Below are 22,640 nucleotides of genomic sequence, written 5' to 3' on the forward strand. Positions count from 1 at the left end.
CGATGAAGATCACCCGCGGATACCGAAGCGGCGCCGACCGACCGTATCCCGTGGCGACGATCGGCAATTTCGACGGCCATCATGTCGGCCACCGGTCGCTGCTGCGGCTCGTCGTGGAAGCGGCCCGCCGGCGGAACGGAACGGCGCTGGTCCTGACTTTCGATCCCCATCCGGTGAAAATTTTGGCTCCGCAGGCCGGCTTGCGGTATCTGACCAGCCCCGACGAGAAGCTCGCGCGGTTTGAAGAGGCCGGCATCGACGAAGTCGTGCTGCTCGAGTTCGATCGGGCCTTCGCCGCCCTCTCCCCGGAGGCCTTCGCGGACGAGGTACTGGCGCGCGGGCTGGGACTCAAAGAGCTGTACGTGGGGGAGCATTTCGCATTCGGCCATAAGCGTGCCGGGAAGATCGGCGAGTTGGCGGCGTTCGGCCGCCGGCTGGGTTTCGTCGTCCATCCGCTGCCTCCGGTGGTCGTCGAGGGCGTGATCGTGAGCTCCACGAGAATCCGCCGATTGATCCAGGAGGGCGATGTACGGCAAGCCGCGACCCTGCTCGGCCGCCGGTATGCGTTGGCGGGCGTCGTATCGGCGGGAGCGCAGCGCGGACAGAGCCTTGGATGGCCGACGGCCAATCTCAAGCTGCCGCCGGACCGCGTGGTCCCAGCCGACGGTGTGTACGCGGCGATCACGATGGTGGACGCACAGCGGTCTGACTCGATCGCCTACATCGGGACGCGCCCGACCTTCGACGCCGGCGAACGGTTGCTCGAAGTGAATCTCTTGGACGGCGTGCGCGATCTGTACGGGCGGACCCTCGCCGTCGAGTTCGTGGAGCGGGTGCGCGGCGACCTGCGGTTCGCCGAGCCGGAGGCGCTCAGCCGGCAAATCGCCGTCGATGTGGAGCGGGCCAAAGCCATGCTTCGCCGCCATCATGACGCGGCCGTTGAACCATGACTGCCGCGACCCCCGCCAAAGTCAACCAGCCCCCCCGCCAAGCCTGGCCGCCCTTGCTCCATCGCCTGGTCCGTACGGTCCGCACGCGCCGTCTCTTTGAGCCGGGACAGCATCTCCTGGTCGCGATTTCCGGCGGCCCCGATTCCGTCGCGCTGCTGGCTCTGCTGCATCGCCTGGCCGGCCCCTGGCGTCTGACGCTGACCGCCGCCCATTGCAACTATGGTCTGCGCGGTGACGAATCGGAAGAGGATGAACGATTTGTCGCGGCCCTGTGCCGCCGGCTGGATGTGCCGCTGATCGTGCGGCGGCTGGACGTGCGCAGCGGAGGGCGGCGGGGTTCGATCCAGGCGGTAGCGCGGGATCTCCGGTATCGGGCGTTCCTCGACATCGCACGGGAGTGCGGAGCGGACCGCGTCGCCCTGGGACATACGGCGGACGATCAGGCGGAGACGGTCTTGCTGTGGATGCTGCGGGGCGCCGGACTCACCGGCCTTGCTGGCATGCCGGCCGCGCGCGGGGAGCTCATCGTGCGCCCGTTGTACGACAGTGCCCGCGAGGACGTGCTCTCCTATCTAAGCCGATCCGGGCTCTCGTATCGCCGAGATTCCACCAACGAGAAGCCGCTGTATGCCAGAAATCGGGTCAGGCACGAGGTCCTGCCGGTGCTGAAGCGGCTGGTGCCTTCCGCCGTGCGGGCCCTTTGCCGGTCGGCGGACCTCTGCCGGGAGGACGATCGATTTCTGGACGCCCATCTCGCCGCCCTGTGCGAAGGTCGGCTGAAGCGTGACTCGGACGGCTCCTGGGCGGTCGAACGTCGATTCATCCGGCAACTGCCCCGCGCGTTGCAACGGCGCCTTATCCGTGAGCTGCTCCGCCGGTGCGATCCTCGCGGCCGCGCCGCAAGCGCGCGCGCGGTGGAGGAGGTGCTCCATGCGATCATGGCGGCCGGGGCGAATCGGACGAAGATCTCGGGCCGGTACCGTGTCACGGAAAAGGAGGTGCGATGCCTGCCGCCGGGCCACGCGCTCTCCAAGGAGAACCATGCCGGTCAGGCTCCCTTTCTTCTGCCGATCCCGTCGTCTCTCGTCTGGGCTGGAACCGGCCAGACAATTGCGGTACAACAGCTGGCCCCGTCCCACGTCGGGGGGGAGTTCGGGCCGCGGCGCATTGTGGTGGACGCGGAGCGAGTGTCCCGGCCGCTGATCGTCAGGGCCTGGCGGCCGGGCGATCGCTTTCACCCGCTGGGGATGAAAGGCCGGTCGAAAAAACTTCAAGACTTCTTTACGGACCTCAAGGTGCCGATGGAGGCGCGGCGGAGGATTCCCATCGTGGCCGCGCCGGAAGGCATCGTCTGGGTGGTCGGCTATCGGCAGGATGAGCGATGGGCGGCGACGGCCGAGACGCGGATCTGCCTCCTGTTGACGGCCGGGCCAGAATCCCAAGCGGAAGGAGCGTCATAGGAATGGAACGGATGTTCGGACGGCCGATCGTCACCCAGGAGCAGATGCGCGCCCGCATCAGGGAAATGGGACGGCAGATCAGCGCCGACTATGCCGGGAAGGATTTGGTGCTCGTCGGCGTCTTGAAAGGCGCGTATGCGTTCTACGCCGACCTGGCCAGGGCGATCCGGATTCCCTTGCGGGTGGACTTCATCGTCGTGGCCAGCTACGGGTCCGGGGCGCGGACGTCGGGGAAGGTCAAGCAGGTGACGGAATTGACCGAGGATATCAAAGGCAAGGACGTGCTGCTGATCGAAGACATCGTGGATTCCGGACTCACGGTGCAGTACCTGGTCAAGTCGCTCGCCAAGAAAAAGCCGAAGAGCATCAAGGTCTGCACGTTGCTCAGCAAGCCCGAGCGGCGGGTCGTCGACGTGCAGGTGGACTATGTGGGATTCAAGATTCCGAACAAATATGTGGTGGGATACGGCCTCGACTACCAGCAGAAATACCGCAACCTTCCCTACCTCGCGGTGCTCGACCAGACCGGCGACCAGGGCGAGTAGGGTGGGCCGCGATGTTGTCAGCCCGATCGGCGCTGTGTTAACATCACGGTGTTTTTCTCCCAGTTTCCGCCACGATTCCACAAGGAGATCCGGATGAATTCCAGGGTCAAGAACCTGCTTTTCTGGGTGGTGGTCGGCCTGTTCATGATTCTGCTGTTCAACCTGTTCAGCGTTCCGACCCACGCGCCGGAAGAAGAGATCATTTTCAGCGATTTCATGACCAAGATCGAGAAGGGGGACGTCGAGAAAGCCACCATCAAAGGCAGCCATATCAGCGCCGTGTTGAAAGACAAGACACGCATCCGCACCTACAGCCCCGACTATCCCGATCTGGTGAAGGTCCTCCGTGAGAAGGACGTGCAGATCGAAGTGAAGCCCCCCGATGAAAGTCCGTGGTACATCACGTTTCTCGTGACGTGGGGTCCCTTCATTCTGTTTCTCGGCCTCTGGTTCTTCCTGATGCGGCAGATGCAGATCGGCGGCAACAAGGCCTTGTCGTTCGGCAAGAGCCGCGCCCGCATGCTGACCGAGGAGCGCAAGAAGGTCACGTTTTCGGACGTGGCGGGGATCGACGAAGCCAAGGAAGAAGTGCTGGAGATCATCGAGTTCCTCAAGGATCCGCGCAAATTCCAGAAGCTCGGCGGGCGCATCCCGAAGGGCGTCCTGATCGTCGGGCCTCCGGGCACCGGCAAAACCCTGCTCGCCAAAGCGATCGCCGGCGAGGCCGGCGTGCCGTTCTTCAGCATCAGCGGCTCGGACTTCGTGGAAATGTTCGTCGGCGTCGGCGCCTCGCGCGTCCGCGACCTGTTCGAGCAGGGGAAGAAACACGCCCCCTGCATCATTTTCATCGACGAGATCGACGCAGTCGGCCGGCTTCGCGGAGCGGGCTTGGGCGGCGGCCATGACGAGCGGGAGCAGACGTTGAACCAATTGCTCGTCGAGATGGACGGCTTCGACACCACCGAGGGCGTCATCCTGATTGCGGCGACCAACCGGCCGGATGTGCTGGATCCGGCCTTACTGCGGCCCGGTCGCTTCGATCGCCAGGTGGTGGTGAACCGGCCCGATCTGCGCGGCCGTTCGGAGATCCTGAAAGTCCATACGAAGAAAGTGCCCGTCGCGGCCAACGTAGAATTGGAAAAAATCGCCCGCGGCACACCGGGCTTCTCCGGCGCCGACCTGGAAAATCTGGTCAACGAAGCGGCCCTGTGGGCGGCCCGCCAGAACAAGAAGGAAGTGGAGATCGTCGACTTCGAGATGGCGAAGGACAAGGTGCTCATGGGCGCCGAGCGCAAGAGCATGATCTTGAGCGACGAGGAAAAGCGTGTGACCGCCTACCATGAAGCGGGCCATGCCCTGATGGCGAAGCTCTTGCCCGGCACGGACCCGGTCCACAAAGTGACGATCATTCCGCGCGGCCGCGCCTTGGGCGTGACCATGCAGTTGCCGACCGACGACCGGCACAATTATTCGCAGGAGTTCCTCTACAACACCCTCGCGATTCTCATGGGCGGCCGGGTGGCCGAGGAGCTGGTTTTCAAGCACGTGACCACCGGGGCCGGCAACGACCTGGAGCGGGCCACGGATCTCGCGCGTAAGATGGTCTGCGAGTGGGGCATGAGCGAAAAGCTCGGGCCTCTGACGTTCGGCCGGAAAGAGGAAGAAATCTTCCTGGGCCGTGAAATCGCCACCAAACGGGATTTCAGCGACCAGGTCGCGCTGGAAATCGATCTCGAGATCAAGCGCCTCGTCACCGAGAATTACGAGCGCACGAAGCGGATGCTGACCGAGCAGATGACCAGCCTCAAGGCTCTGGCCGAGGCCCTGTTGGAAAAAGAAGTGCTCGACGCGCCGGAGATCGATCAGATTCTGTTGCAGTCGTCCTCCCAAACCGTTCCCGCATAACTGATCTAATCGCCAATCCCCCGCCGGCTTGCGGGCACGGGAGCCGGCAGCGGGCCTTCGTTGCCATGTGCATGAGCGGTCGGATACGCTCGCTTCGGGAAGCGTATTGCTTTGGCCCGCGTGTGCGTGCATGATGAGGGAGAGCCCTATGGAACAATCCCTGTCTCAGCCTGTGTCTTCCGCCTGGTTCCTGGCCACGGGCCGGGTGATCGACTGCGCCGAACGACCCTTGATCATGGGCATCGTCAATGTGACGCCGGACTCCTTCTACGACGGCGGGCGCTATGCCGACCCCGGCGCGGCCGTGGCGCATGCGGTGGCGTTGGTCGAGCAGGGGGCCGATATTCTGGACATCGGGGCGGAATCGACGAGGCCGGGCGCGGCTCCGATCTCCGAGCAGGAGGAAATCGACCGGCTCATCCCGGTGGTGAGCGCCGCGGCTCGGCGGGTACGTCTGCCGATTTCCGTGGATACCACGAAGGCGCGGGTGGCGGAGTTGGCGATCGCCGCCGGCGCCTCGATCATCAACGACGTGAGCGCGCTGCGGTTCGATCCCGGCATGGCGGGGGTGATCGCGCGCTCGGACGCGGCGGTCGTGCTCATGCACATGCAAGGCACGCCTCGGACGATGCAACAGGCGCCGCACTACAGCGACGTCGTCGGGGAGATCAGGGAGTTTTTCCGCGAACGGATGCAGGTCGCCGAGCAGGCCGGCATCTCCGAAAGCCGGATCGTGCTTGATCCGGGCATCGGTTTTGGTAAGCTGCTCGTACACAACCTCGACATCCTGGCCCACTTGTCTTCGTTCGCCATGCTCAACCGTCCGCTCCTGATCGGCGTCTCGCGCAAGGGTTTCATCGGGCAACTCGTCGATCGTCCCGCGGCCGAGCGGGAGTGGGGAACCGCCGCGGCGGTCGCGTTGGCGGTCGATCGGGGGGTGCAGATTCTCCGCGTGCACGATGTGGCGATGATGGCGGACGTGGTCAAGGTGGCCTGCGCGATGAGGCGGCGTGCCGCAACCCGACAGGAGCACTATGCGTAAGTTGTTCGGAACGGATGGTGTGCGGGGCGTCGCGAATCTGGAGCCGATGACCAGCGAGATCGCGATGCAGCTCGGGCGGGCCGCGGCGCATATTTTCATGCGGCGCGCCGGCCGCCATCAGATCATCATCGGGAAGGATACGCGGATCTCCGGCTACATGCTGGAATCGGCGCTCACCGCCGGCATCTGCTCGATGGGCGTCGACGTGTTGCTGGTCGGGCCGATGCCGACGCCGGCTATCGCCTTCCTGACGCGCAGCATGCGGGCCGACGCCGGCGTGGTGATCTCCGCCTCGCACAATCCGTATCAGGACAACGGGATCAAGTTCTTCTCGGGCGACGGGTTCAAGTTGCCCGACGAGGTCGAGGCGCGCATCGAACAGTTGATCGTCTCCGACGAGATCAGCCACTTGAGGCCGACGGCGGATTTGATCGGCAAGGCCTATCGCATCGACGACGCGGAGGGGCGGTATATCGAATTCGTCAAGCGGTCCCTGCCCAAGGAGCTCGACTTCCAAGGGATCAAGCTCGTGGTGGATTGCGCCAACGGCGCAGCGTACAAAGTCGCGCCCACCGTCCTGCGAGAACTCGGCGCCCATGTGGAAGTCATCGGCAACAAGCCGGACGGCATGAACATCAACGCCGGCTGCGGCGCCGTACATCCCGAACAGTTGCAGGAAGCCGTGCGGCAACGCCAGGCGGACATCGGAATCGCGTTGGACGGGGACGCGGATCGGGCCATCTTTGTCTGCGAACAGGGGAAGATCGTGGACGGCGATCATGTCATGGCGTCCTTGGCGCTGGACATGCAGCAGCACGGCCAGTTGACCAAACAGACCATCGTCGGCACTGTCATGAGCAACTTCGGGTTGGAGCTGTCCATGGCGAAGGCCGGCATCACGCTGGTTCGGACTCCCGTCGGGGACCGCTATCTGTTGGAACGGATGCTGGCCGACGGCTATAACTTCGGCGGCGAGCAATCGGGACACTTCATTTTTCTCGACCACAACACCACGGGCGACGGGTTGATCTCGGCCTTGCAGATGTTGTCGCTCATGAAGCGGACCAAAAAACCGCTGTCCGAATTGGTCAAGGCGATGTCGCCGGTGCCGCAAGTCTTGTTGAACGTGACGGTCAAACAGAAACCGGTGCTGGAATCGATCCCCGACATCCATCGGGCCATTCAGGAGAGTGAGCAGCGCCTGAACGGCAGCGGACGGGTGGTCGTTCGATACTCGGGCACGGAACCGCTCCTTCGGATCATGATCGAAGGAGAGCAGGATAGTCTGATCCACGAAGTCGCCGAGAACCTCGCCAAGGTGGTACGGGTTCATATCGGCTAAGCTCCGGCCCTCCGTGTGAGGGAGGCTCATGCTGCCGTCCCTCACCGTTGTCTTCCTCGCCGGTCTCTGCATCGGCTCCTTCATTCCATTTTTCCCGCTGGCGCTCCTCGCGCTTCTCCTGGCCGTCGCCCTGGCGTTGACCTTCGGTGAACGCCTGGCTTGGATCGATCCTCGGCCTGCGGCTTGGCTCTATGCGGCGCTGTTGGCCGGTGTGCTCTACTGGACGCTGGCCGTCCCACTTCCATCGGACCATCAGCCGCCGCCCGGTTGGCGTGACGCCGTGCCCACCGATGTGGTCGGCCGCATTGCGGCGCCCGTTCAGCATGCGCCGGGACGCCAGACGGTGGCGCTCGCTGTCGAGGCCGTAACGCCGGCGCCGGCGGGGTGGCGACGGCCGGACCGCATCAGACTGGTGTGGAGAGAGCCGGGCACGGTCTTGCTGCAGGGCGACCGGATCGCGCTACGGGCCAAACTGCGTCCGCCGGGCGGGACATTGAATCCCGGCGGATTCGACTACGCCGGCTATCTGGAACGGCAGGGCATCGACGCCGTTGCAACCGTGACGGGGCCCGAAGCGGTTCACGTGCTGGAATCAGGCGGCCTGAGCCGGCGCTGGAGCGTCGGGCACTCGATCGACCGCTGGCGCGCGACGATCCGAGACGCCGCGATCAAGACGTTGAGCCAACCGGCTCTGGGTCTCTTCCTGGGAATCATCATCGGCGAGCGGGGCTATCTCGCTCAAGAGGTCCAGGAATGGTTCATGGCGACCGGGACGGTGCATTTGCTTTCGATCTCCGGCTCGCATCTGGGGCTTGTCGCCCTGGTCGGCTTCTGGCTGGTCAAACGAGCGGCGCTCGCGCTTCCGGTGTCCGCGCTCCTGACGTTGTCTCGCGTGCTGACTCCCTCGCGCATCGCCGTGCTGCTGACGTGGCCCCTGGTGCTCCTCTATGCATTGCTCGCCGGGGCCGAGCTGGCGACGATCCGCTCCCTCATCATGATCACGCTGGCGTTCGTCGCCTTGTGGCTCGGGCATGAACGCCGGCTGCATCACGCGCTCGCCGCCGCGGCGCTGCTGATCGTCGTCCACGATCCACGCGCCATCTACGATCTCTCGTTCCAGCTCTCGTTTCTCTCGGTCCTGGTGATCGTCCACGTTGTCGCCGTCATCTCCATGGATGAAGCGGAGCGGACGCCGGCCCCGCCGGGCGTTCTTCAAACCGTCGCCGTCTCCGCCCGCAACGCCGTGCTGACGAGCGGAGCGGTGACGCTCGCCACGTTCCCCGTCGTCGCCTACTATTTCAACCAACTCCCGTGGATGGGAATCGTGACGAATCTGCTCGCGATTCCGGTCACGGGGTTCGTGTTGGTCCCCCTGGGGCTCCTGTCGGCTGTGTGGACCGGAGCGGCGGGCGCCGATTCCTTGGCCTTCGGCGCGCTGCAAGAGACGCTGAGCGACTGGTTCATTCAAGGATTGCGATGGTGCGCGGACCTTCCCGGAAGTCAATGGCACGTATCGGCTCCCGCCGTGCCGTCCGTGGCGGTTTTCTATGCGGCGCTGTGGCTGGCCGGCGGGCGAGGCATATCGAAGCCGGTGCGGCTCTGTTCCGTGACGGCGGTGGTCTGTCTGGCGGCCTGGTGGATCTGGTCGCCGCGTGTCGGACTCGACGGCGACCGGTGGCGCGTGACGTTTCTTGACGTGGGGCAAGGAGACAGCGCCGTCGTGGAATTGCCCGACGGGCGTACCGTGTTGATCGATGGAGGCGCCCGGTACGAGCGTTTCGACATGGGGCGTTCGGTCGTCGGACCGTTCCTGTGGAATCGAGGCATCCGGCGCCTCGACCACGTCATCGGCACCCACCCGCAGCTGGACCACGTGGGCGGACTGGTCTGGCTGTTGCGTCACATCGACGTCGGACAGTATTGGAGTACGGGTGTGGAACGGCAGGAACAGTTCGTCCTCGAACTGCAGAAGGTCTTGCAGGAGAACGCGATCCCCGAGCAGCTTGCGGCGCAGGGGGATGAGGTGCTGCCGACCGGCCCCTGCCGCCTGACGATCCTGAACCCGATATCCCCGCATGTGAGGCCGGTCGTCCATGCCAACAGCGGGAGTTGGCTGAACAACCACTCGATCGTGTCGCGGTTACAGTGCGGGACGCATGGAGTCTTGTTCGCGGCCGATGTCGAAGTGGACGGACTTCGCCGTCTCACCGGCGAAGGAAGCCGTCCGGTGACGGTGGTGAAGGTGCCGCATCACGGAGCCAAGAGCTCGCTTGATCTCAAGTGGATCTCGGACCTGCATCCTCGGTACGCGGTGGTCTCCGTCGGCCGGTCCAACTCCTATGGCCATCCGATGCAGGCGGTGCTCGACGCCTATGCGCGTGAGCAGGCGGCCATTCTACGGACTGATCGGGACGGCGCGGTCTGGGTCACGGGTCGCGTATCTTCCCCTGATCTGACGCTCACCCGCGCGCGCGATCTCCTGCTGCAACCAGTCGGGTCGGGCCTCGGGGCCTGGCCGGGAGAACGGGAAAACTGGCGCCGCCTCCTGCTGCAGCTTCGGGATTTCCATCCCCTTCCATTCGCATCCCTTTCCTGACCATCGGGAAATCCCCTAGAGACTGTCACGTTTCATCGTACAACCGTGAAACGGAAGTGACAGTTTTCGTCCATTTTCGGCCGAAATGAACACCCCTCATAGCAGAAGCGGCAGAGATTCCGCAGCCTTAGCACAATGCTAGCAAGGCATAGCATGTGCACACGTCCCAGGCCGCAGGCACCATTGTGTCCACAGGAGCATCATCATGTCCAAGCTTGTCCGAATTGTGATTCAGCTTCCGGTCGAGTTGAAGGAACAACTCGACGCGCTCAAGCAGCAGGGCTACACCACCAGCGGATTCATTCGCGCGATGTTGGAGCGGGAGCTCGGCAAGGCGGAAACGAAGCCGCAGCCGGTGATGCGCAAGGTCGTCAACAAATAGGGTCGCGACCATGGTCCGAATACCACACCTTCCTCGGATGAACGGAGTGCCCGGTGGCGCGACTGTCTGATCTGGTTCGTGAGCAAGCGCTGGCGGCTGCCACCGACCGGCCGTCTTCCCTCCGCCTCGACCCTGATTCACCCCAGGAATGGTATGAAGCCGCCCGGCTGGAATTGCGCCGCGTCCGGGACGGCGTCCGTGGAAATGTGATCCCGGGAGTGTCGCAGTGCGAAGCACTGGCCCGATCGCTGGTCTACGAACTGCGGCGGAGCGACGACTGTGTGCGGCGGGCGCTGGCGGGCCGTTCCGATCAGTATCTGATCGATAACGCCGTCCACGTCGCGATTCTGAGCGTCAAGATCGGCATGGGCCTGTCGTACAGCGCGGAAGCGTTGGAGCAGTTGGCGCTGGCGGGTCTGCTGCACGATGTCGGCATGTGGGCGTTGCCCGACACGGTCACCGCCAAAGCAGGGCCCTTGACTCCCGAGGAGATGGCGACCGTCCGCTCGCATCCGGAACGGGGGCGGCGGGTCCTCGCCGCGCTCGGCGGCGCCTACGATCGTCTCGCCGCCGTCGTGGCGCAGGAACATGAACGGTGGGACGGCAGCGGCTACCCCTGCCGGCTCAAGGAAGATCAGATCACCGAGCACGCGCAGATTCTCGGGTTGGCGGACGTATTGGACGCACTCGTCACGCAGCGGCCGTACAAGAACTCCATCACGCCGCACCAGGCGCTCCGCGAGCTCTTCGTTCACGGCAAGCCGCTCTTCTCACGCCGGGTGCTGAAGGCGTTGGGCGATGCCGTCACGCTCTATCCGGTCGGCACGCCGGTGCGGTTGAACACGGGAGACGGCGGCACGGTCTCCCGCATCAACCCCGGATATCCCCTCCGCCCCATTCTGGCCATGAAGAGCGGGACATCGGCGGGCGGCGAGCTCGATCTGGGGCGGACGCCGTCGGCCTATATCGTGGAAGTGCTGCAACAGGGAGGCGAATCATAGCCATGGAGCCGGCCATGAAACGGATGACGAAGGGCTCATTCGTCGCGGCGATGACGGTCGTGACGATCGGACTGGCGAGCGTGGCCGGATGCCGGAACCCCGCCCAGTCGACGCTCCCGCCCTCGGCGATCAGCGCGGAGCCGCCGGCGGTCCCGCCGCTCCCCAAAGGGGATGTCTATGCGGATGAAACCGTCCCGACCGCCGACACGCCGATTGAAACCGGCGATACGCTCGAAATCGTGATCCGGCGGGGAGCCGGCGAGGAAAAGTTCACCGGCTTGGTCCGCGAGAACGGGACGGTCTCGGTCGGCTTCATGGAGATCGATGTGGGCGGCGTGACGGCGGCGGAAGCCGAGCGGCGGGTGCAGGAGGCGGCCACGGCGTTCATGCGCCAGCCGCGGGTGCAGGTCGCCCTCAAGAAAAAGCTGTTGAAGGTGAAGCGGATTTTCGTGTTCGGCGACGTCAAGAAGCCCGGCATGATTCCGATGGCGCGGAACATGACGATGCTGCAGGCCATCGCCGCGGCCGAATATCAGGAAACGGCGCTGCTGGAAGAAATCCGCGTGCTGCGGGGCGGGGATTTGAGGAAGCCCCTGATCCTGACCGCCGATCTGGCGCGGGCCTTCACCTACGGCGATCTGTCGCGCAACGTGGCGCTCGAAGAAAACGACATCATCTTCGTGCCGCGCGAGCATTTGGGCGATGCGAACGAGGCGGCCAAGAAGATCCTCCCGGTCGTCCAGGTGGGAGTCATGCCCCTGTATCCCGCTTATCTCCTTCCGGCGTTCACCACCGTGCGGTAGGCGGCCCCGGTGATCGAGGCGTAACGATATGGCTCAGTACGAACTGAACGTCATCGATTACTGGCTGATCCTCAAAAAGAGGAGATCTCTCATCCTCGTATCGGCTCTTTTGGTGGTGCTCTTTACGTTCCTGTTCTCCGAGTTCTTCAAACCGGCGCCGATCTACGAGGCGGTGGCCCGCGTCAAGTTCGAGCGCAACACGACGGTGGCGCAGCAGCTCCTGGAATCCCTCTCCTATTCGAACGCCAACGACCTCGGGACGCAGACCGAATTCATCCGCAGCTTCCCGGTGATGGAACGGGTGGCGGTGGACTTGGGCCGGGTGAAGGCGGACGCCGCCGAGGACGAGAAGCGATCGGCCGCCTATCTCAACACGGTCTACAACCTCGGCCAAGAAATCAAGGCGCAGCGGGAAGGGGATACGAACATCATCCGCATTTCCGCCCTCACCGATCAGCCTACATTGGCCGAGCGGATGGCGAACTCCACTGCACAGGCCTACCGGGTGGAAAACATCGCGGCGCGCAATCGCCTCGTGACGGAATCGCGGCGGTTCGTCGAAGAGCAGCTAGCCAACCTGGAACAGCGGCTGAACGAGTCGGAAGAGGCGCTCCGCGCCTTCAAGGAGCGGGAAGGCCAAGTCTTCCTGTCGGAGGAAGCCAGGGCGGCGCTGGACGCCTTCACGAAGTTGGAAGAGCAATACAACGACGTGATGCGCAGGCGCGCCGAGGCCGAGCGGCAGATCGCCGTGCTGCAGCGGGCCGACGCGTTCGTCGGGAACCAGAGCCGGCGGATCTTCACCGAGGATCAGCACGCGCTGCTCACGCTCCTCAACCAGCGGCTCCTCGACCTGATTCAGGAGCGGGACACGTTGCTGATCAATTACACCAAGGACCATCCGCAGGTGGTCGAGCAGCAGAAGAAGATCGACAACGTCAAGGCCGAGATGATCCAGGAATTGAAGTCCAAGGTCCTTACGCTGAGCGATCGGGAGGACGCGCTCCAGAGCCAACGCGATCACTATCGGAATCGGTATCTCGGCTATCCCAAAGCCGCGATTCAGATGAGCCGGCTGGAACGGGACGTCAAAGTGAACGCCGACCTGCTGGCGACGTTGAAGGCCAAGCACCAGGAGTTGCTCATCAAGGGGGCCGAGCGGATCGAGGAAGTGACGATCATCGTGCCGGCCATGACGCCGGAGACGCCGATCAACGCGTCGAATCCCATGTTGAACCTGATGATCGGCTCCCTGATGGGCTGCTTCCTGGGCATCGTGTTGGCGTTCGCACGCGAATCCTTCGACACGTCCATCGGGACGATCGAAGGCGTCGAGGAGTTCCTGAAGGTCCCGGTGCTGGGCATCATTCCGCAGTTCGACCACCGGGAACTGGCGGATATGGCGAAGGCCGCCTTGCCGCCCCAGACCCCGCCGTCGGTGGTTGAGTGTCTGTCGAAGCTCATCTGCCTGATCGACCCGAAGTCGGTCTTGTCCGAGAGCCTGCGCTCGCTCCGCACGAACATTCAGTTTGCCAGCATGGACCGGCGGGTCAAATCGATCATCTTCACGAGCGCGGGATTGGGCGAAGGCAAGAGCACCTGCGTCATCAATCTGGCCATCACGATGGCGCAGGAAGGCATGCGCGTGCTGCTCGTCGACGCCGATCTCCGCAAGCCGATCGTGCATCAGCGGCTGGGCTTGGAGCGGGCGCCGGGCCTGGTGGACGCGCTCCTGGGCACGACCTCCTGGAAGTCGTACGTGCGGTCGGCCACCGATCTGATGCTCGGCACCGTCGGCGTGGACCGCGTGATGAACACGCCGGGGTTGGACAACCTCCACGTGCTGACCAGCGGGTCCGAATCAGGCAATCCCAACGAGTTCCTGAATCTGAACAAGATCAAGACGCTCACGGCGGAGATGCAGGAGGACTACGACATTGTGCTGATCGACACGCCGCCGATTCTGCCGGTGACCGACGCCGTGGCGTTCAGCTCGCGGGTGGATGGGACGATTCTGGTGTACCAAGTCGGCCGTATCGGACGAAACGCGCTCAAACGGGCCAAGTTCCTCCTCGACCATGCGCAGGCCAACGTGCTCGGCGTCGTGTTGACGAACGTCAAAACAGAAGTGACGCCGGAGTATGGGCTCTATCGTTACGAGTACCGCTGACGGTTCAGGAGCGGACATGTCATGCAGCAGGCCGCCATCACCCCTCACGATACGCTGGTCGTTTCCGCGCTGGCCGTCGCCGTCGCGCTGGGCCTCACGCTGACCACGCCCACCGTCGGGCTTCAGGCCGTGTTGGGGTTGCTCATCGTCCTCGTCGCCGTCACGTCCGTGCCCGCCTCGCTCTATCTCTTGATCGCCTCCATGCTGCTGTCCCCCGAGATCGCGGTCGGGCGGATGGAAGGGCGGGGCGTCGGCGGGCGGGAGCTGTCGCTGCGCATGGACGACATTCTCCTGATGGTGATCGGGCTGAGCTGGTTCGTCAAAAATATTCTCTACCGCGAGCTGGCCCTGTTCCGCGAGACGCCGCTCAATCGTCCCATCGCTGTCTACATGATCGTCTGCGTCGTAGCGACGCTGATTGGAGCGTTGACGGGACGCGTCAAGCCGATGTCCGGCTTCCTGTTCGTGCTCAAGTATTTCGAGTACTTCTTCATCTATTTCATGGTCGTGAATCATGTGCGGAGCCAGCGGCAAGTCGTCAATCTCATCGTGGCGCTGCTGGCCGTCGGTCTGGTCATCAGCCTCTACGCGATCTATCAAATTCCCGGCGGCCAGCGGGCGACCGCGCCCTTCGAAGGCGAAGTGGGAGAACCCAATACGCTCGGCGGGTATCTGGTCTTCTTGCTGGCGATCATGGCGGGTCTCGCACTCCACATCAAAGCCGGCCCGATCCGGCTCATTCTGTTGACGCTCGGCGGGTTCGCGGTGCTGGCGCTCATGGCAACCCTGTCCCGATCGTCCTATCTGGCCGGCACGGTGCTGCTGTTGGCCGTCGGAGTCACGCAATGGCAGCGGCCACGGGTGCTGACAGTGCTGTTACTTGTCGCGGCCCTGATCCCCATCTTCGCGCCCGGCAACGTCAAGCAACGGGTGGGTGAAACATTTTTCAGCCGCCAGTATGGAGGGGAAGCCCACATCGGTGGCGTCGCGCTGGATCTCTCGACGACGGAACGGCTCAAGTCCTGGGGCTACATCGTCAAGGATTGGATGCATGCCCCGGTTCTCGGCCGGGGAGTGACGGGCTATGCCTGGGCGGACGCGCAGTACGTGAAGATTATCGGAGAGACCGGCCTCGCGGGATTGGCCGCATTCGGGTTCATCATGTATCGGCTCTGGCGCTGTGCGCGGGAGTCGTTTCTGTCGCAGACCGATCCATTCGCGAAAGGGTTGGCCCACGGGTTTCTGCTGGGATTGGTCGCCATGCTGGCGCACGCCATCGGGGCCAACACGTTCATCATCATTCGCATCATGGAACCCTTTTGGCTCTGCGCCGGGCTGGTCGTGCTGCTGCCGAATCTTTCGGCCGAGCCGGAACCGGGGCCATCCGTCCAGAGGCGGCTGTGAACTGGTTCGTCTTCTGTTACTGGTTCGAGCCGGATGCGCCGCGCGACCCGGTCGGGCTCGTGCGCATCTGGGCCCTGGCCGATGCGCTGATCCAAGCCGGCGATCGCGTGACGGTCTTCGCTCCACGCTATCGGTCCGCGTCGGTCGTGCGTGCGGCGCGCGTCATTCCGATCCAACTCATGCCGGTTCGCATTCTGCGTCCGCTGTCCTATGCGCTGCGGTCGTTTGTGTCCGGCGTGGCACGCGCGCTCATCGCCCGCCCGGACGTCGTGTACTACCGGTGGATGATCAGTCCGCACGTGCTGGTGTTGTCCAAGCTGGTCGGCGCGCGCTGTATCTGCGAAGTGAACGGCGAGCCGGTACCAGAATGGTCCAATGGCGGAAAGGTGCGACGGGCGGCCGGACATTGGATTGCCCGGGTGTCGTTATGCCGCTGTGATCGCGTCGTGGTTTTGACGGAGGGACTGCGGGAACTTCTGGTCCGGTCCTATGGCGTGGCGGCGGAGCGGATCATCCTGCTGCCGAGCGGAACCGATACAGAGCGTTTTGCGCCGCGCGATCCCGTGGCCTGCCGGCAGAGATTAGGACTGCCGCCCGGCGACCACTATATCGGGTTTGTCGGGAGCTTCTATCGATACCAGGGATTGGCTTCTCTGATGGACGCGACGGCGGCGGTAAGGGCCCGCTGCTCCAATGTCCGATTGCTCATGGTGGGCGACGGCGAAGCGGGGGGAGAGTTGAACACGCAGGCGCAGAAGCTGGGATTGAGCGACTCCATCATCTGGACCGGCCGAATCCCTTATGAGGAGGTGCCGGCCTACATCGGCGCGATGACCGTCTGTGTCGCACCCTTCTGCGGCGATCGGGGAGAGACCTCGCCCGTGAAGATTTTCGATTACTTGGCCTGCGCGAAGCCGGTCGTCGCGAGCGACATCCCGTCAGTCCGGACGGTCTTTGCTTCCAATCGGGGCGTGCAGCTGGTGCCGCCGGATCGGTCCGACCGGTTGGCGGAAGCCATCCTGTCCTTGCTGCACGATCCGGATCGCTGCAGGGCAATGGGAGAGGGGGGCCGCCGCTTCGTGGAGCAACGGTTCGGGTGGGTGTCGATCGGCGAGCGCCTGCGCGCCCGTGTCGTGGAGACGGAGGTGACGTCGAGCCATGCGCATGCTGGCCTATTGTGACGAAGATCTGAGTGTGGCGGCCGGCGGCGCTCGGCAGGTGCTGGATCTGGCCGCGGCGCTGACCCAGCGCGGCCACGAAGTGACGATCGTGGCGCCGCAGCCGATCGCGCCGATCGAAGTACCGGCAGATCGGCTGAGGATGCAGCCGGTCCCGGTCGTGCGAGGGGGAGCAATCCGCCCGCTCTCGTTCTTGCTCGGCTCGATGAAAGTCTTGGGCGGCGTGATACGGACGTGGCGTCCGGATGTGTTCCTGTGGTTCGACTCGCCGGGTCAGTTGGCTCCGCTCCGGGTGCTCCGGCATCACGAATGTCCCGTCGTGTATTTCGTGAACGGCCTGCCGGAGGAAGAAGTGCAAGGGCTGTGGCGGTGGGCTCCCATCCGGCAGGCGTTGTCATACGGGCTGCGCCGGGCGGCGGCACGGGCGCAGGCGGTAGTGACTGTCTGTCCGGAAATCTGTAAGTCTTTCGGGACGAGAGAGAGAGCGCGCTGTACGGTGATTCGAAACGGCGTGGACCCGGTCCGCTTCTCCCCGCAGTCCCACGAGGAAGCCCGAGCGAAACTGAGTATCAGCGGAACCGGTCCCTACATTGGGTTTGTCGGCGGGTTCTTTCCCTGGCACGGACTGGAAACCCTTATCCATGCCGTTCCCATGGTGGCGGAGTCCTATCCAGGTTTGCAGCTGTTCTTGGTCGGGGAGGGCCGAACGAAAGGGGCGCTCGAAGACCTCGTGCAGCGACGGGGCCTCGGCGCGCACGTACGATTTGTGGGACGGGTGGAGTTTGATGCGGTGCCGGCATGGGTTGCCTCGTTCGATGTCTGTGTCGTCCTCCATCAACGGACCCGGTCCTATCCGGGCGACAGCATGAAACTATGGGAATATCTGGCCTGCGGCCGCCCGGTCGTGACGACCGCCGGTCCCGGGTACGGCGACACGGTGGAAGCCATGGGAGCAGGCTTGTCCGCGAAAGCGGATGACGCGGAGGATCTTGCGCGCCAACTCCGCCGTCTGCTCGCCGATCGGGCGGTGCGGGCGGCGATGGGTGAGCGGGGACGAACCGCTGTGGTGCAGTCCCACACCTGGGCGGCGCGCGCGGCGCAATTGGAGTCGGTCTGCCGGCGGGTCCTATCGCGGGAGGAACTGGCCGCATGACCTCGGCGGCGCTTCAGAGCGAGCGGATCTCGGATCAGCAACCGCCGCGGCACGATCCGGCCGTGCCGCCGCGTCTCCGCCACCGTATCGTGAGAGCGGGCGGATGGGCCGCGGCGGGATTCGGCTTGGATAAAGCCCTCGCGATGGTCCAACTGATGGTGGTCGCGCGGCTCCTGACGCCGGCCGACTTCGGCCTGCTGGCCGCATCGGCTGCGGTCTTGCTTGCGGTGCTGACGGTGACGGAGCTCGGCTTGGAATCGTCGCTGGTGACCCGCCCGGAGGTGACGGAGCACGATTTGGCGGTGGCCTGGACCTTGTCCATCGGCCGTGCCTGCCTGCTCGCCGCGGGACTGTGGCTCTGCGCCGATGCCATCGCCCGGTTGATGCGGATGCCGGAGCTCGCCCTGCTGGTGCGGGTGCATGCCTGCGTTCTGTTGATTCAAGGGGCGAAGAGCCCGGCCGTCGCGCTCCACCTCAAGAATCTCGATCTCGGTCGGCGTACGCGGCTCAATCTGGCCTCCCGTGCCCTGGAAGTCTTCGTCACGATCATGCTGGCCTGGCGCCTTCGGAGCGTGTGGGCGCTCGTGTACGGCCAGATGGTCGGGTTCGTCTTCAACAGCCTTCTGTCGTACCGGGTCGCTCCGTTTGTCCCCCGCCTGCTGGTGGACCGGCAGGCGTGCGCGCGGTTCCTTCGATTCGGCGCGCATGTCAATGTCGCCCACATCCTGGCGTTCGGCGTGTTAAGCGGAGGCGAATTCGTTATCGGGCGAATGTTGGGACGGGAAGCACTGGGGTTCTATCTGATGGCGATGGTGATTCCGACGATGGTGGGCATTCGGGTGCCGGCCGTCCTCTGGGAAGTCAGCTTGCCGGTCTATGCCTCGCTCCAACGGGATCGGCGGGGAATCGTCCGCGTGTTCGGCATGCAGTTCGGCATTCAGACGCTGGTCTTGCTTCCCGTGGCCGGAGTGCTGGCGTTCCTCGCCCCTGACATCGTCTCGATCGTCGCCGGTGCCCAATGGTGGGCCGCCGCGCCCCTCTTGCAGGCGCTGGCCGTCTTTGCCTGCTGCAGCGCGCTCGCCAGCACGATGGGGTCTCTCCACTATGGGATGCAGCGCCCGGAGTTTCCGACCAAAGTGTGGGCCTGCCAGTTCCTTCTGTACGGCACGCTCATCGGGCCGTCGATAGCCGCGTGGGGGCTCATGGGAGCGGTCTGGGCCCTCAATGCGAGCTATCTCATGGGATTGGTCTTATGGATGGCCGGTACGTGGCGTCTGTTGGGACATGACGCCCGGTCGGCCTTCGGCCCCTTTATAAGAGCCGTGACGCCGGTCACGGCGGTCGCGAGCGGCATCGTGCTGCTTCAGGACGGCCGGCTCTTTGCGCTCGATACGTGGCTCATTGCGCTGTGCTTGGCCGCCGGCGCCGCCCTGTACTCGATGTACGTGTGGCGCGTCGAGTACCCGCGGCTTCTCCGGCTGTGGCACGCATAAGAACGACGGACGCACGCCGATGGATGTGGCAATTGGCATCGTGAATTGGAACACCTGGACGCTGTTGGAGCCGTGCCTGCGTTCCCTGACGGAAGGGACGAAGGGCGTGTCCGCCCAGATCATCGTGGTGGACAATGGGTCTGCCGATGGCAGCGCAGCCAACGTCCGCACTCGATTTCCGGAAGTCATGCTGATCGCCAATGAAGCGAATGTAGGGTTTGCACGCGGGACCAATCAAGCCTATGCGATGGCGAAGGGGCGGTATTTTCTGCTGCTGAATCCCGATACGGTGGCCCGTCCCGGCGCCGTCGCGTCGATGGCGCGGTTTCTCGATGAAACGCCTGCGGCGGCCGGCGTCACCTGCCGGCTGGTCAATCCCGACGGGTCGTTTCAGCGGATCTACACGCGGCTTCCCGCCTGGCGGTACGTGTTGGCCGTCCACACCGTCTGCCGGGCCTTCCGACCCAACAATAAATTCGCGCACGAATTCTATATGGTTGATGATCCGTTCGATCGCGCCATGGCGGTAGAACAGCCCTCGGCGTCCTGCTTGATGATTCGCCGGGCGCTGTTTCCCGGTCCCGTGCTCCTCGACGAGCGGTTTCCCATTCTGTTCAACGATACGGACTTGTATCGGCGCATCCACGATCGCGGCCTCCGGTTCTTCTTCTCGCCCGCGGGAGAAGTGCTGCACCATCGCGGAGGCGGCGGGGTCGGCCAAATGGGCGACGACGGCATCATCGACTATTTGATTTGCCTCGTGCGCTATTACCGCAAACATGAGGGATGGGCCGCGGCCGCGTTTCTGTGGTGTCTGTTCACCGCCGGCTCTGTGTTGATCCTCCTGAAAGGACTGGGCGAGGTGATGCTGGGCGCCAAAACGATCGCCTGGCTGCGACATGAATCGAAGCGGCGGTTCAGACTGGCGCGTTGCCGCGAACGCTTCTCTTATCCCGCAGGCATCACGCCGGCGGTTCCTTACCGGCCGGCTATGCCGGAGGGGACCCAATGAACGTGCGGCGGGAAACGGCGGGGGCCTGTCCCCTGTGTGGAACGGCCGGTGAAACACGGTACACCGAGTTGTCCGACCGATTGGAGACGTACGAGAGCGGGTTCGGATTTCAGCGGTGCCCCCGCTGTTCGGTCCTCTGGCTCTCGCCGCGGCCGGAGCGTGAGGAATTGCCGAAATTCTATCCCCAGGGCTATTACGCGTATCAGACCTCCGATGACGGAGCGGCAGCCGGTGGAATGGGCAGAGGACTGCGCGACCACCTTCGCCGGCTGATTCTCAGGGAAGTCTTCGGGTACGCCCATCTTGTCAGAGGCGGCCGCTGGTCGTCCTGGGTCGGGCGCCTGTTGGGCGCGATTCCTTCGTTGCGGCGCCGAGCGGCGTTTGATTGGGAAGAGCTGCTGCCCCGCTTTGTGCCGAACGGACGTCTGCTGGACGTGGGATGCGGAGCGGCGACGTATCTCGCGCGCATGCGGGAGCTGGGATGGGATGTCCACGGAGTGGATCTCTCGCCCGACGCGGCCCGGGCGGCGCAGAATCGCTACGGCATTCCCGTCAAAGTGGGCATGTTGCCGGAGGCCCGATTTCCAGACGGCATGTTTTCCGTCGTGACGATGAGTCACGTCATCGAACACGTGCCGGACCCGCCCGCCCACCTGGCGGAGTGCCGGCGCATCATGGCGCCGGGCGGGCGGCTCATCATCAAGACGCCGAATCTGGCGGGATTTGCCAGCCGCCTGTTCGGAAAGCACTGGGTTGCCTTGGACCCGCCGCGGCATCTTGTCCTCTTTAGCCCGCAGGCTCTGCGGGAGTGCGTGCAGCAGGCCGGGTTCCAGGTCATTCGGGAGCGCAGCCATCCTGCCATGGCGGAGTGGAACGCCCGCATCAGTCTCTTCATCCGCCGGCAGGGGCATGCCCGGGGCTACGCGCGCATCACCAGGACCGGATTCGCTGCATGGGTGTGCGGGCTGATCGAGCGCCTGCTTCTGTTGCTGTGGCCTTGGGCGGGGAATGAATTACGGCTTGTCGCGATGAAGCCGCGCTCGTGAGTCGGCGCAGGCAGGCGGCGGTGTGTCTTGTCGCAAAGGATGAAAGGACCATCCGTGCGGATCGGCATTAACAGCCAAGTGCTCGGCATCGGGGTGCGGCACGGGTTCTCGACCTATCTCGACAATGTGTTGAGAGCGCTCCGGGCCCGGCACGGCGCGCATCAGTTCGTGGAGTGGGCGTGCGAAAGCGGTCCGCACTGGCGCCTGCCTGATCAGCTTTGGTGGGATCAGGCGCTGGTGCCTTGGCGCGCATTTCAGGATCACGTCGATCTGGTGCACGTCCCGGCGTTTTCCGGTCCTGTCCTCAGGACCTGTCCGCTGGTCCTGACGGTGCATGACTTGTTGTATACGCGGTATCCGGAATGGCTGCCCACGCGGCGCGCCCGTTGGTATTGGCGGCAATGGATTCCCTTCACCGCCCGGCGCGCGACGGCCGTCATTGTGCCCTCGATGGCGACGAGAAACGATGTGGTCGAACTGGCCGATGTGCCGGCGGAGCGGGTCTCGGTCGTGCCGGAGGCCCTCGCGCCCCAATTCCGCACGGTCCCGCCGGCGCAGGAGATAGAAGCGTATCGAATTAGAAAAGGATGGGTCGAGCCGTATCTGCTCTACGTGGGCAGTATCGACCGGAGGAAGGATTGGCGCGGATTATTGCGGGCCTTCGCGATGCTCCGCGACGCCGGCCATGCGCGTCGACTGGTGATCGCAGGAACGGTCAGCCCGCAGCGGGCGAAACCATTGCTGGAAGAAATAGAACGGAGTGCCGTGGGACGCGAGATCATGCTCACTGGGTACGTTCCTGACGAAGAGCTGCGCGTGCTCTATGCGGGAGCCGCGCTGTTCGTCTATCCCTCCTGGTGGGAAGGATTTGGGTTGCCTCCGTTGGAGGCCATGGCCATGGGCGTTCCCGTCATCACGTACCGTCGCGCGTCCTTGCCCGAAGTCGTCGGCGATGCGGCGGTTCTCATAGAGGAGCCGTTCTCACCCGAGGCGCTCGCGGAAGCCATGCGCCGGCTGCTGATCGATGACGCCTGGCGGCAGACGCTCATTGGACGAGGTTTTCGACGGGTCAATCAGTTCAGTTGGGATCGGGCTGCCGATCAAACCATGGCCGTGTACCACCGCTGCTTGGCGGCATAGGGAGGAGGTGTCGTGAAAGGC

Annotated in this window: 18 protein-coding genes; all 18 read left to right on the top strand. The window is 64.3% G+C overall.

The window, feature by feature from the left end; all coding sequences use genetic code 11:
• Positions 1-2: 2 nt before the first annotated feature.
• The 18 genes from NITMOv2_RS08150 to NITMOv2_RS08230 all read left to right on the top strand — a co-directional run bounded on the left by NITMOv2_RS08150 (position 3) and on the right by NITMOv2_RS08230 (position 22,619).
• Positions 3-950 (top strand): bifunctional riboflavin kinase/FAD synthetase, encoded by a 948-nt coding sequence (locus tag NITMOv2_RS08150; RefSeq protein WP_083447868.1) that lies wholly within the window; start codon positions 3-5, stop codon positions 948-950.
• Positions 947-2,410 (top strand): tRNA lysidine(34) synthetase TilS, encoded by a 1,464-nt coding sequence (tilS, locus tag NITMOv2_RS08155; RefSeq protein ID WP_053379391.1) that lies wholly within the window; start codon positions 947-949, stop codon positions 2,408-2,410. Before NITMOv2_RS08150 ends, tilS begins: the two co-directional genes overlap by 4 nt.
• A 2-nt stretch (positions 2,411-2,412) precedes the next feature.
• Positions 2,413-2,955 carry a hypoxanthine phosphoribosyltransferase gene (gene hpt, locus NITMOv2_RS08160; protein ID WP_053379392.1) on the top strand — a complete coding sequence of 181 codons (543 nt, stop codon included), beginning with the start codon at positions 2,413-2,415 and terminating at the stop codon, positions 2,953-2,955.
• A gap of 93 nt (positions 2,956-3,048) precedes the next feature.
• Positions 3,049-4,860 (top strand): ATP-dependent zinc metalloprotease FtsH, encoded by a 1,812-nt coding sequence (gene ftsH, locus NITMOv2_RS08165; RefSeq protein WP_053379393.1) that lies wholly within the window; start codon positions 3,049-3,051, stop codon positions 4,858-4,860.
• Positions 4,861-5,008: 148 nt separating this feature from the next.
• Positions 5,009-5,902 (top strand): dihydropteroate synthase, encoded by an 894-nt coding sequence (gene folP, locus NITMOv2_RS08170; protein ID WP_053379394.1) that lies wholly within the window; start codon positions 5,009-5,011, stop codon positions 5,900-5,902.
• Entirely contained in the window at positions 5,895-7,244 is a 1,350-nt protein-coding gene (gene glmM, locus NITMOv2_RS08175; RefSeq protein WP_053379395.1) for a phosphoglucosamine mutase, read from the top strand. The genes folP and glmM overlap by 8 nt, the downstream gene beginning before the upstream one ends.
• A 28-nt stretch (positions 7,245-7,272) precedes the next feature.
• Positions 7,273-9,840 carry a DNA internalization-related competence protein ComEC/Rec2 gene (locus NITMOv2_RS08180; RefSeq protein WP_053379396.1) on the top strand — a complete coding sequence of 856 codons (2,568 nt, stop codon included), beginning with the start codon at positions 7,273-7,275 and terminating at the stop codon, positions 9,838-9,840.
• 205 nt (positions 9,841-10,045) lie between these two features.
• A complete protein-coding gene (locus NITMOv2_RS23835; protein WP_187299404.1) occupies positions 10,046-10,222 on the top strand; it encodes a YlcI/YnfO family protein in 177 nt (58 codons plus the stop codon).
• Positions 10,223-10,275: 53 nt separating this feature from the next.
• Positions 10,276-11,223 (top strand): HD-GYP domain-containing protein, encoded by a 948-nt coding sequence (locus NITMOv2_RS08185; RefSeq protein ID WP_053379397.1) that lies wholly within the window; start codon positions 10,276-10,278, stop codon positions 11,221-11,223.
• A gap of 14 nt (positions 11,224-11,237) precedes the next feature.
• Complete coding sequence (locus NITMOv2_RS08190; protein ID WP_145976227.1) at positions 11,238-12,026, top strand: polysaccharide biosynthesis/export family protein; 789 nt, start codon at positions 11,238-11,240, stop codon at positions 12,024-12,026.
• 28 nt (positions 12,027-12,054) lie between these two features.
• Positions 12,055-14,193 carry a GumC family protein gene (locus tag NITMOv2_RS08195; RefSeq protein WP_053379399.1) on the top strand — a complete coding sequence of 713 codons (2,139 nt, stop codon included), beginning with the start codon at positions 12,055-12,057 and terminating at the stop codon, positions 14,191-14,193.
• A 21-nt stretch (positions 14,194-14,214) separates the two neighbouring features.
• Positions 14,215-15,597 carry an O-antigen ligase family protein gene (locus tag NITMOv2_RS08200; protein WP_053379400.1) on the top strand — a complete coding sequence of 461 codons (1,383 nt, stop codon included), beginning with the start codon at positions 14,215-14,217 and terminating at the stop codon, positions 15,595-15,597.
• Positions 15,594-16,778, top strand: coding sequence for a glycosyltransferase family 4 protein (locus tag NITMOv2_RS23390; protein ID WP_053379401.1), 1,185 nt, complete (start codon positions 15,594-15,596; stop codon positions 16,776-16,778). The genes NITMOv2_RS08200 and NITMOv2_RS23390 overlap by 4 nt, the downstream gene beginning before the upstream one ends.
• A complete protein-coding gene (locus tag NITMOv2_RS08210) occupies positions 16,762-17,928 on the top strand; it encodes a glycosyltransferase family 4 protein (protein WP_187299405.1) in 1,167 nt (388 codons plus the stop codon). The genes NITMOv2_RS23390 and NITMOv2_RS08210 overlap by 17 nt, the downstream gene beginning before the upstream one ends.
• The gene (locus NITMOv2_RS08215; RefSeq protein ID WP_053379403.1) at positions 17,925-19,421 is read left to right on the top strand and encodes an oligosaccharide flippase family protein; all 1,497 of its coding nucleotides are present in this window, start codon (positions 17,925-17,927) and stop codon (positions 19,419-19,421) included. Before NITMOv2_RS08210 ends, NITMOv2_RS08215 begins: the two co-directional genes overlap by 4 nt.
• A 19-nt stretch (positions 19,422-19,440) precedes the next feature.
• Positions 19,441-20,433: a glycosyltransferase family 2 protein gene (locus NITMOv2_RS08220; protein ID WP_053379404.1), complete on the top strand. Its 993-nt coding sequence runs from the start codon at positions 19,441-19,443 to the stop codon at positions 20,431-20,433.
• Positions 20,430-21,479, top strand: a complete 1,050-nt coding sequence (locus NITMOv2_RS08225) for a class I SAM-dependent methyltransferase (protein WP_053379405.1) — start codon at positions 20,430-20,432, stop codon at positions 21,477-21,479. Before NITMOv2_RS08220 ends, NITMOv2_RS08225 begins: the two co-directional genes overlap by 4 nt.
• 54 nt (positions 21,480-21,533) lie before the next feature.
• Positions 21,534-22,619, top strand: a complete 1,086-nt coding sequence (locus NITMOv2_RS08230; protein WP_053379406.1) for a glycosyltransferase family 4 protein — start codon at positions 21,534-21,536, stop codon at positions 22,617-22,619.
• The last annotated feature ends 21 nt before the right edge of the window (positions 22,620-22,640 follow it).

The sequence above is a fragment of the Nitrospira moscoviensis genome (genome assembly GCF_001273775.1).
GTDB lineage: Bacteria > Nitrospirota > Nitrospiria > Nitrospirales > Nitrospiraceae > Nitrospira_D > Nitrospira_D moscoviensis.

Excerpts from the sequence above, each read along its gene's own strand:
- NITMOv2_RS08210 (WP_187299405.1), top strand. The coding sequence starts at position 16,762 with ATGCTGGCCTATTGTGACGAAGATCTGAGTGTGGCGGCCGGCGGCGCT.
- NITMOv2_RS08195 (WP_053379399.1), top strand. The coding sequence starts at position 12,055 with ATGGCTCAGTACGAACTGAACGTCATCGATTACTGGCTGATCCTCAAA.
- NITMOv2_RS08150 (WP_083447868.1), top strand. The coding sequence starts at position 3 with ATGAAGATCACCCGCGGATACCGAAGCGGCGCCGACCGACCGTATCCC.
- NITMOv2_RS08200 (WP_053379400.1), top strand. The coding sequence starts at position 14,215 with ATGCAGCAGGCCGCCATCACCCCTCACGATACGCTGGTCGTTTCCGCG.
- glmM (WP_053379395.1), top strand. The coding sequence starts at position 5,895 with ATGCGTAAGTTGTTCGGAACGGATGGTGTGCGGGGCGTCGCGAATCTG.
- hpt (WP_053379392.1), top strand. The coding sequence starts at position 2,413 with ATGGAACGGATGTTCGGACGGCCGATCGTCACCCAGGAGCAGATGCGC.
- NITMOv2_RS08225 (WP_053379405.1), top strand. The coding sequence starts at position 20,430 with ATGAACGTGCGGCGGGAAACGGCGGGGGCCTGTCCCCTGTGTGGAACG.
- folP (WP_053379394.1), top strand. The coding sequence starts at position 5,009 with ATGGAACAATCCCTGTCTCAGCCTGTGTCTTCCGCCTGGTTCCTGGCC.
- NITMOv2_RS08190 (WP_145976227.1), top strand. The coding sequence starts at position 11,238 with ATGAAACGGATGACGAAGGGCTCATTCGTCGCGGCGATGACGGTCGTG.
- ftsH (WP_053379393.1), top strand. The coding sequence starts at position 3,049 with ATGAATTCCAGGGTCAAGAACCTGCTTTTCTGGGTGGTGGTCGGCCTG.
- tilS (WP_053379391.1), top strand. The coding sequence starts at position 947 with ATGACTGCCGCGACCCCCGCCAAAGTCAACCAGCCCCCCCGCCAAGCC.
- NITMOv2_RS23835 (WP_187299404.1), top strand. The coding sequence starts at position 10,046 with ATGTCCAAGCTTGTCCGAATTGTGATTCAGCTTCCGGTCGAGTTGAAG.
- NITMOv2_RS08220 (WP_053379404.1), top strand. The coding sequence starts at position 19,441 with ATGGATGTGGCAATTGGCATCGTGAATTGGAACACCTGGACGCTGTTG.
- NITMOv2_RS08215 (WP_053379403.1), top strand. The coding sequence starts at position 17,925 with ATGACCTCGGCGGCGCTTCAGAGCGAGCGGATCTCGGATCAGCAACCG.
- NITMOv2_RS08180 (WP_053379396.1), top strand. The coding sequence starts at position 7,273 with ATGCTGCCGTCCCTCACCGTTGTCTTCCTCGCCGGTCTCTGCATCGGC.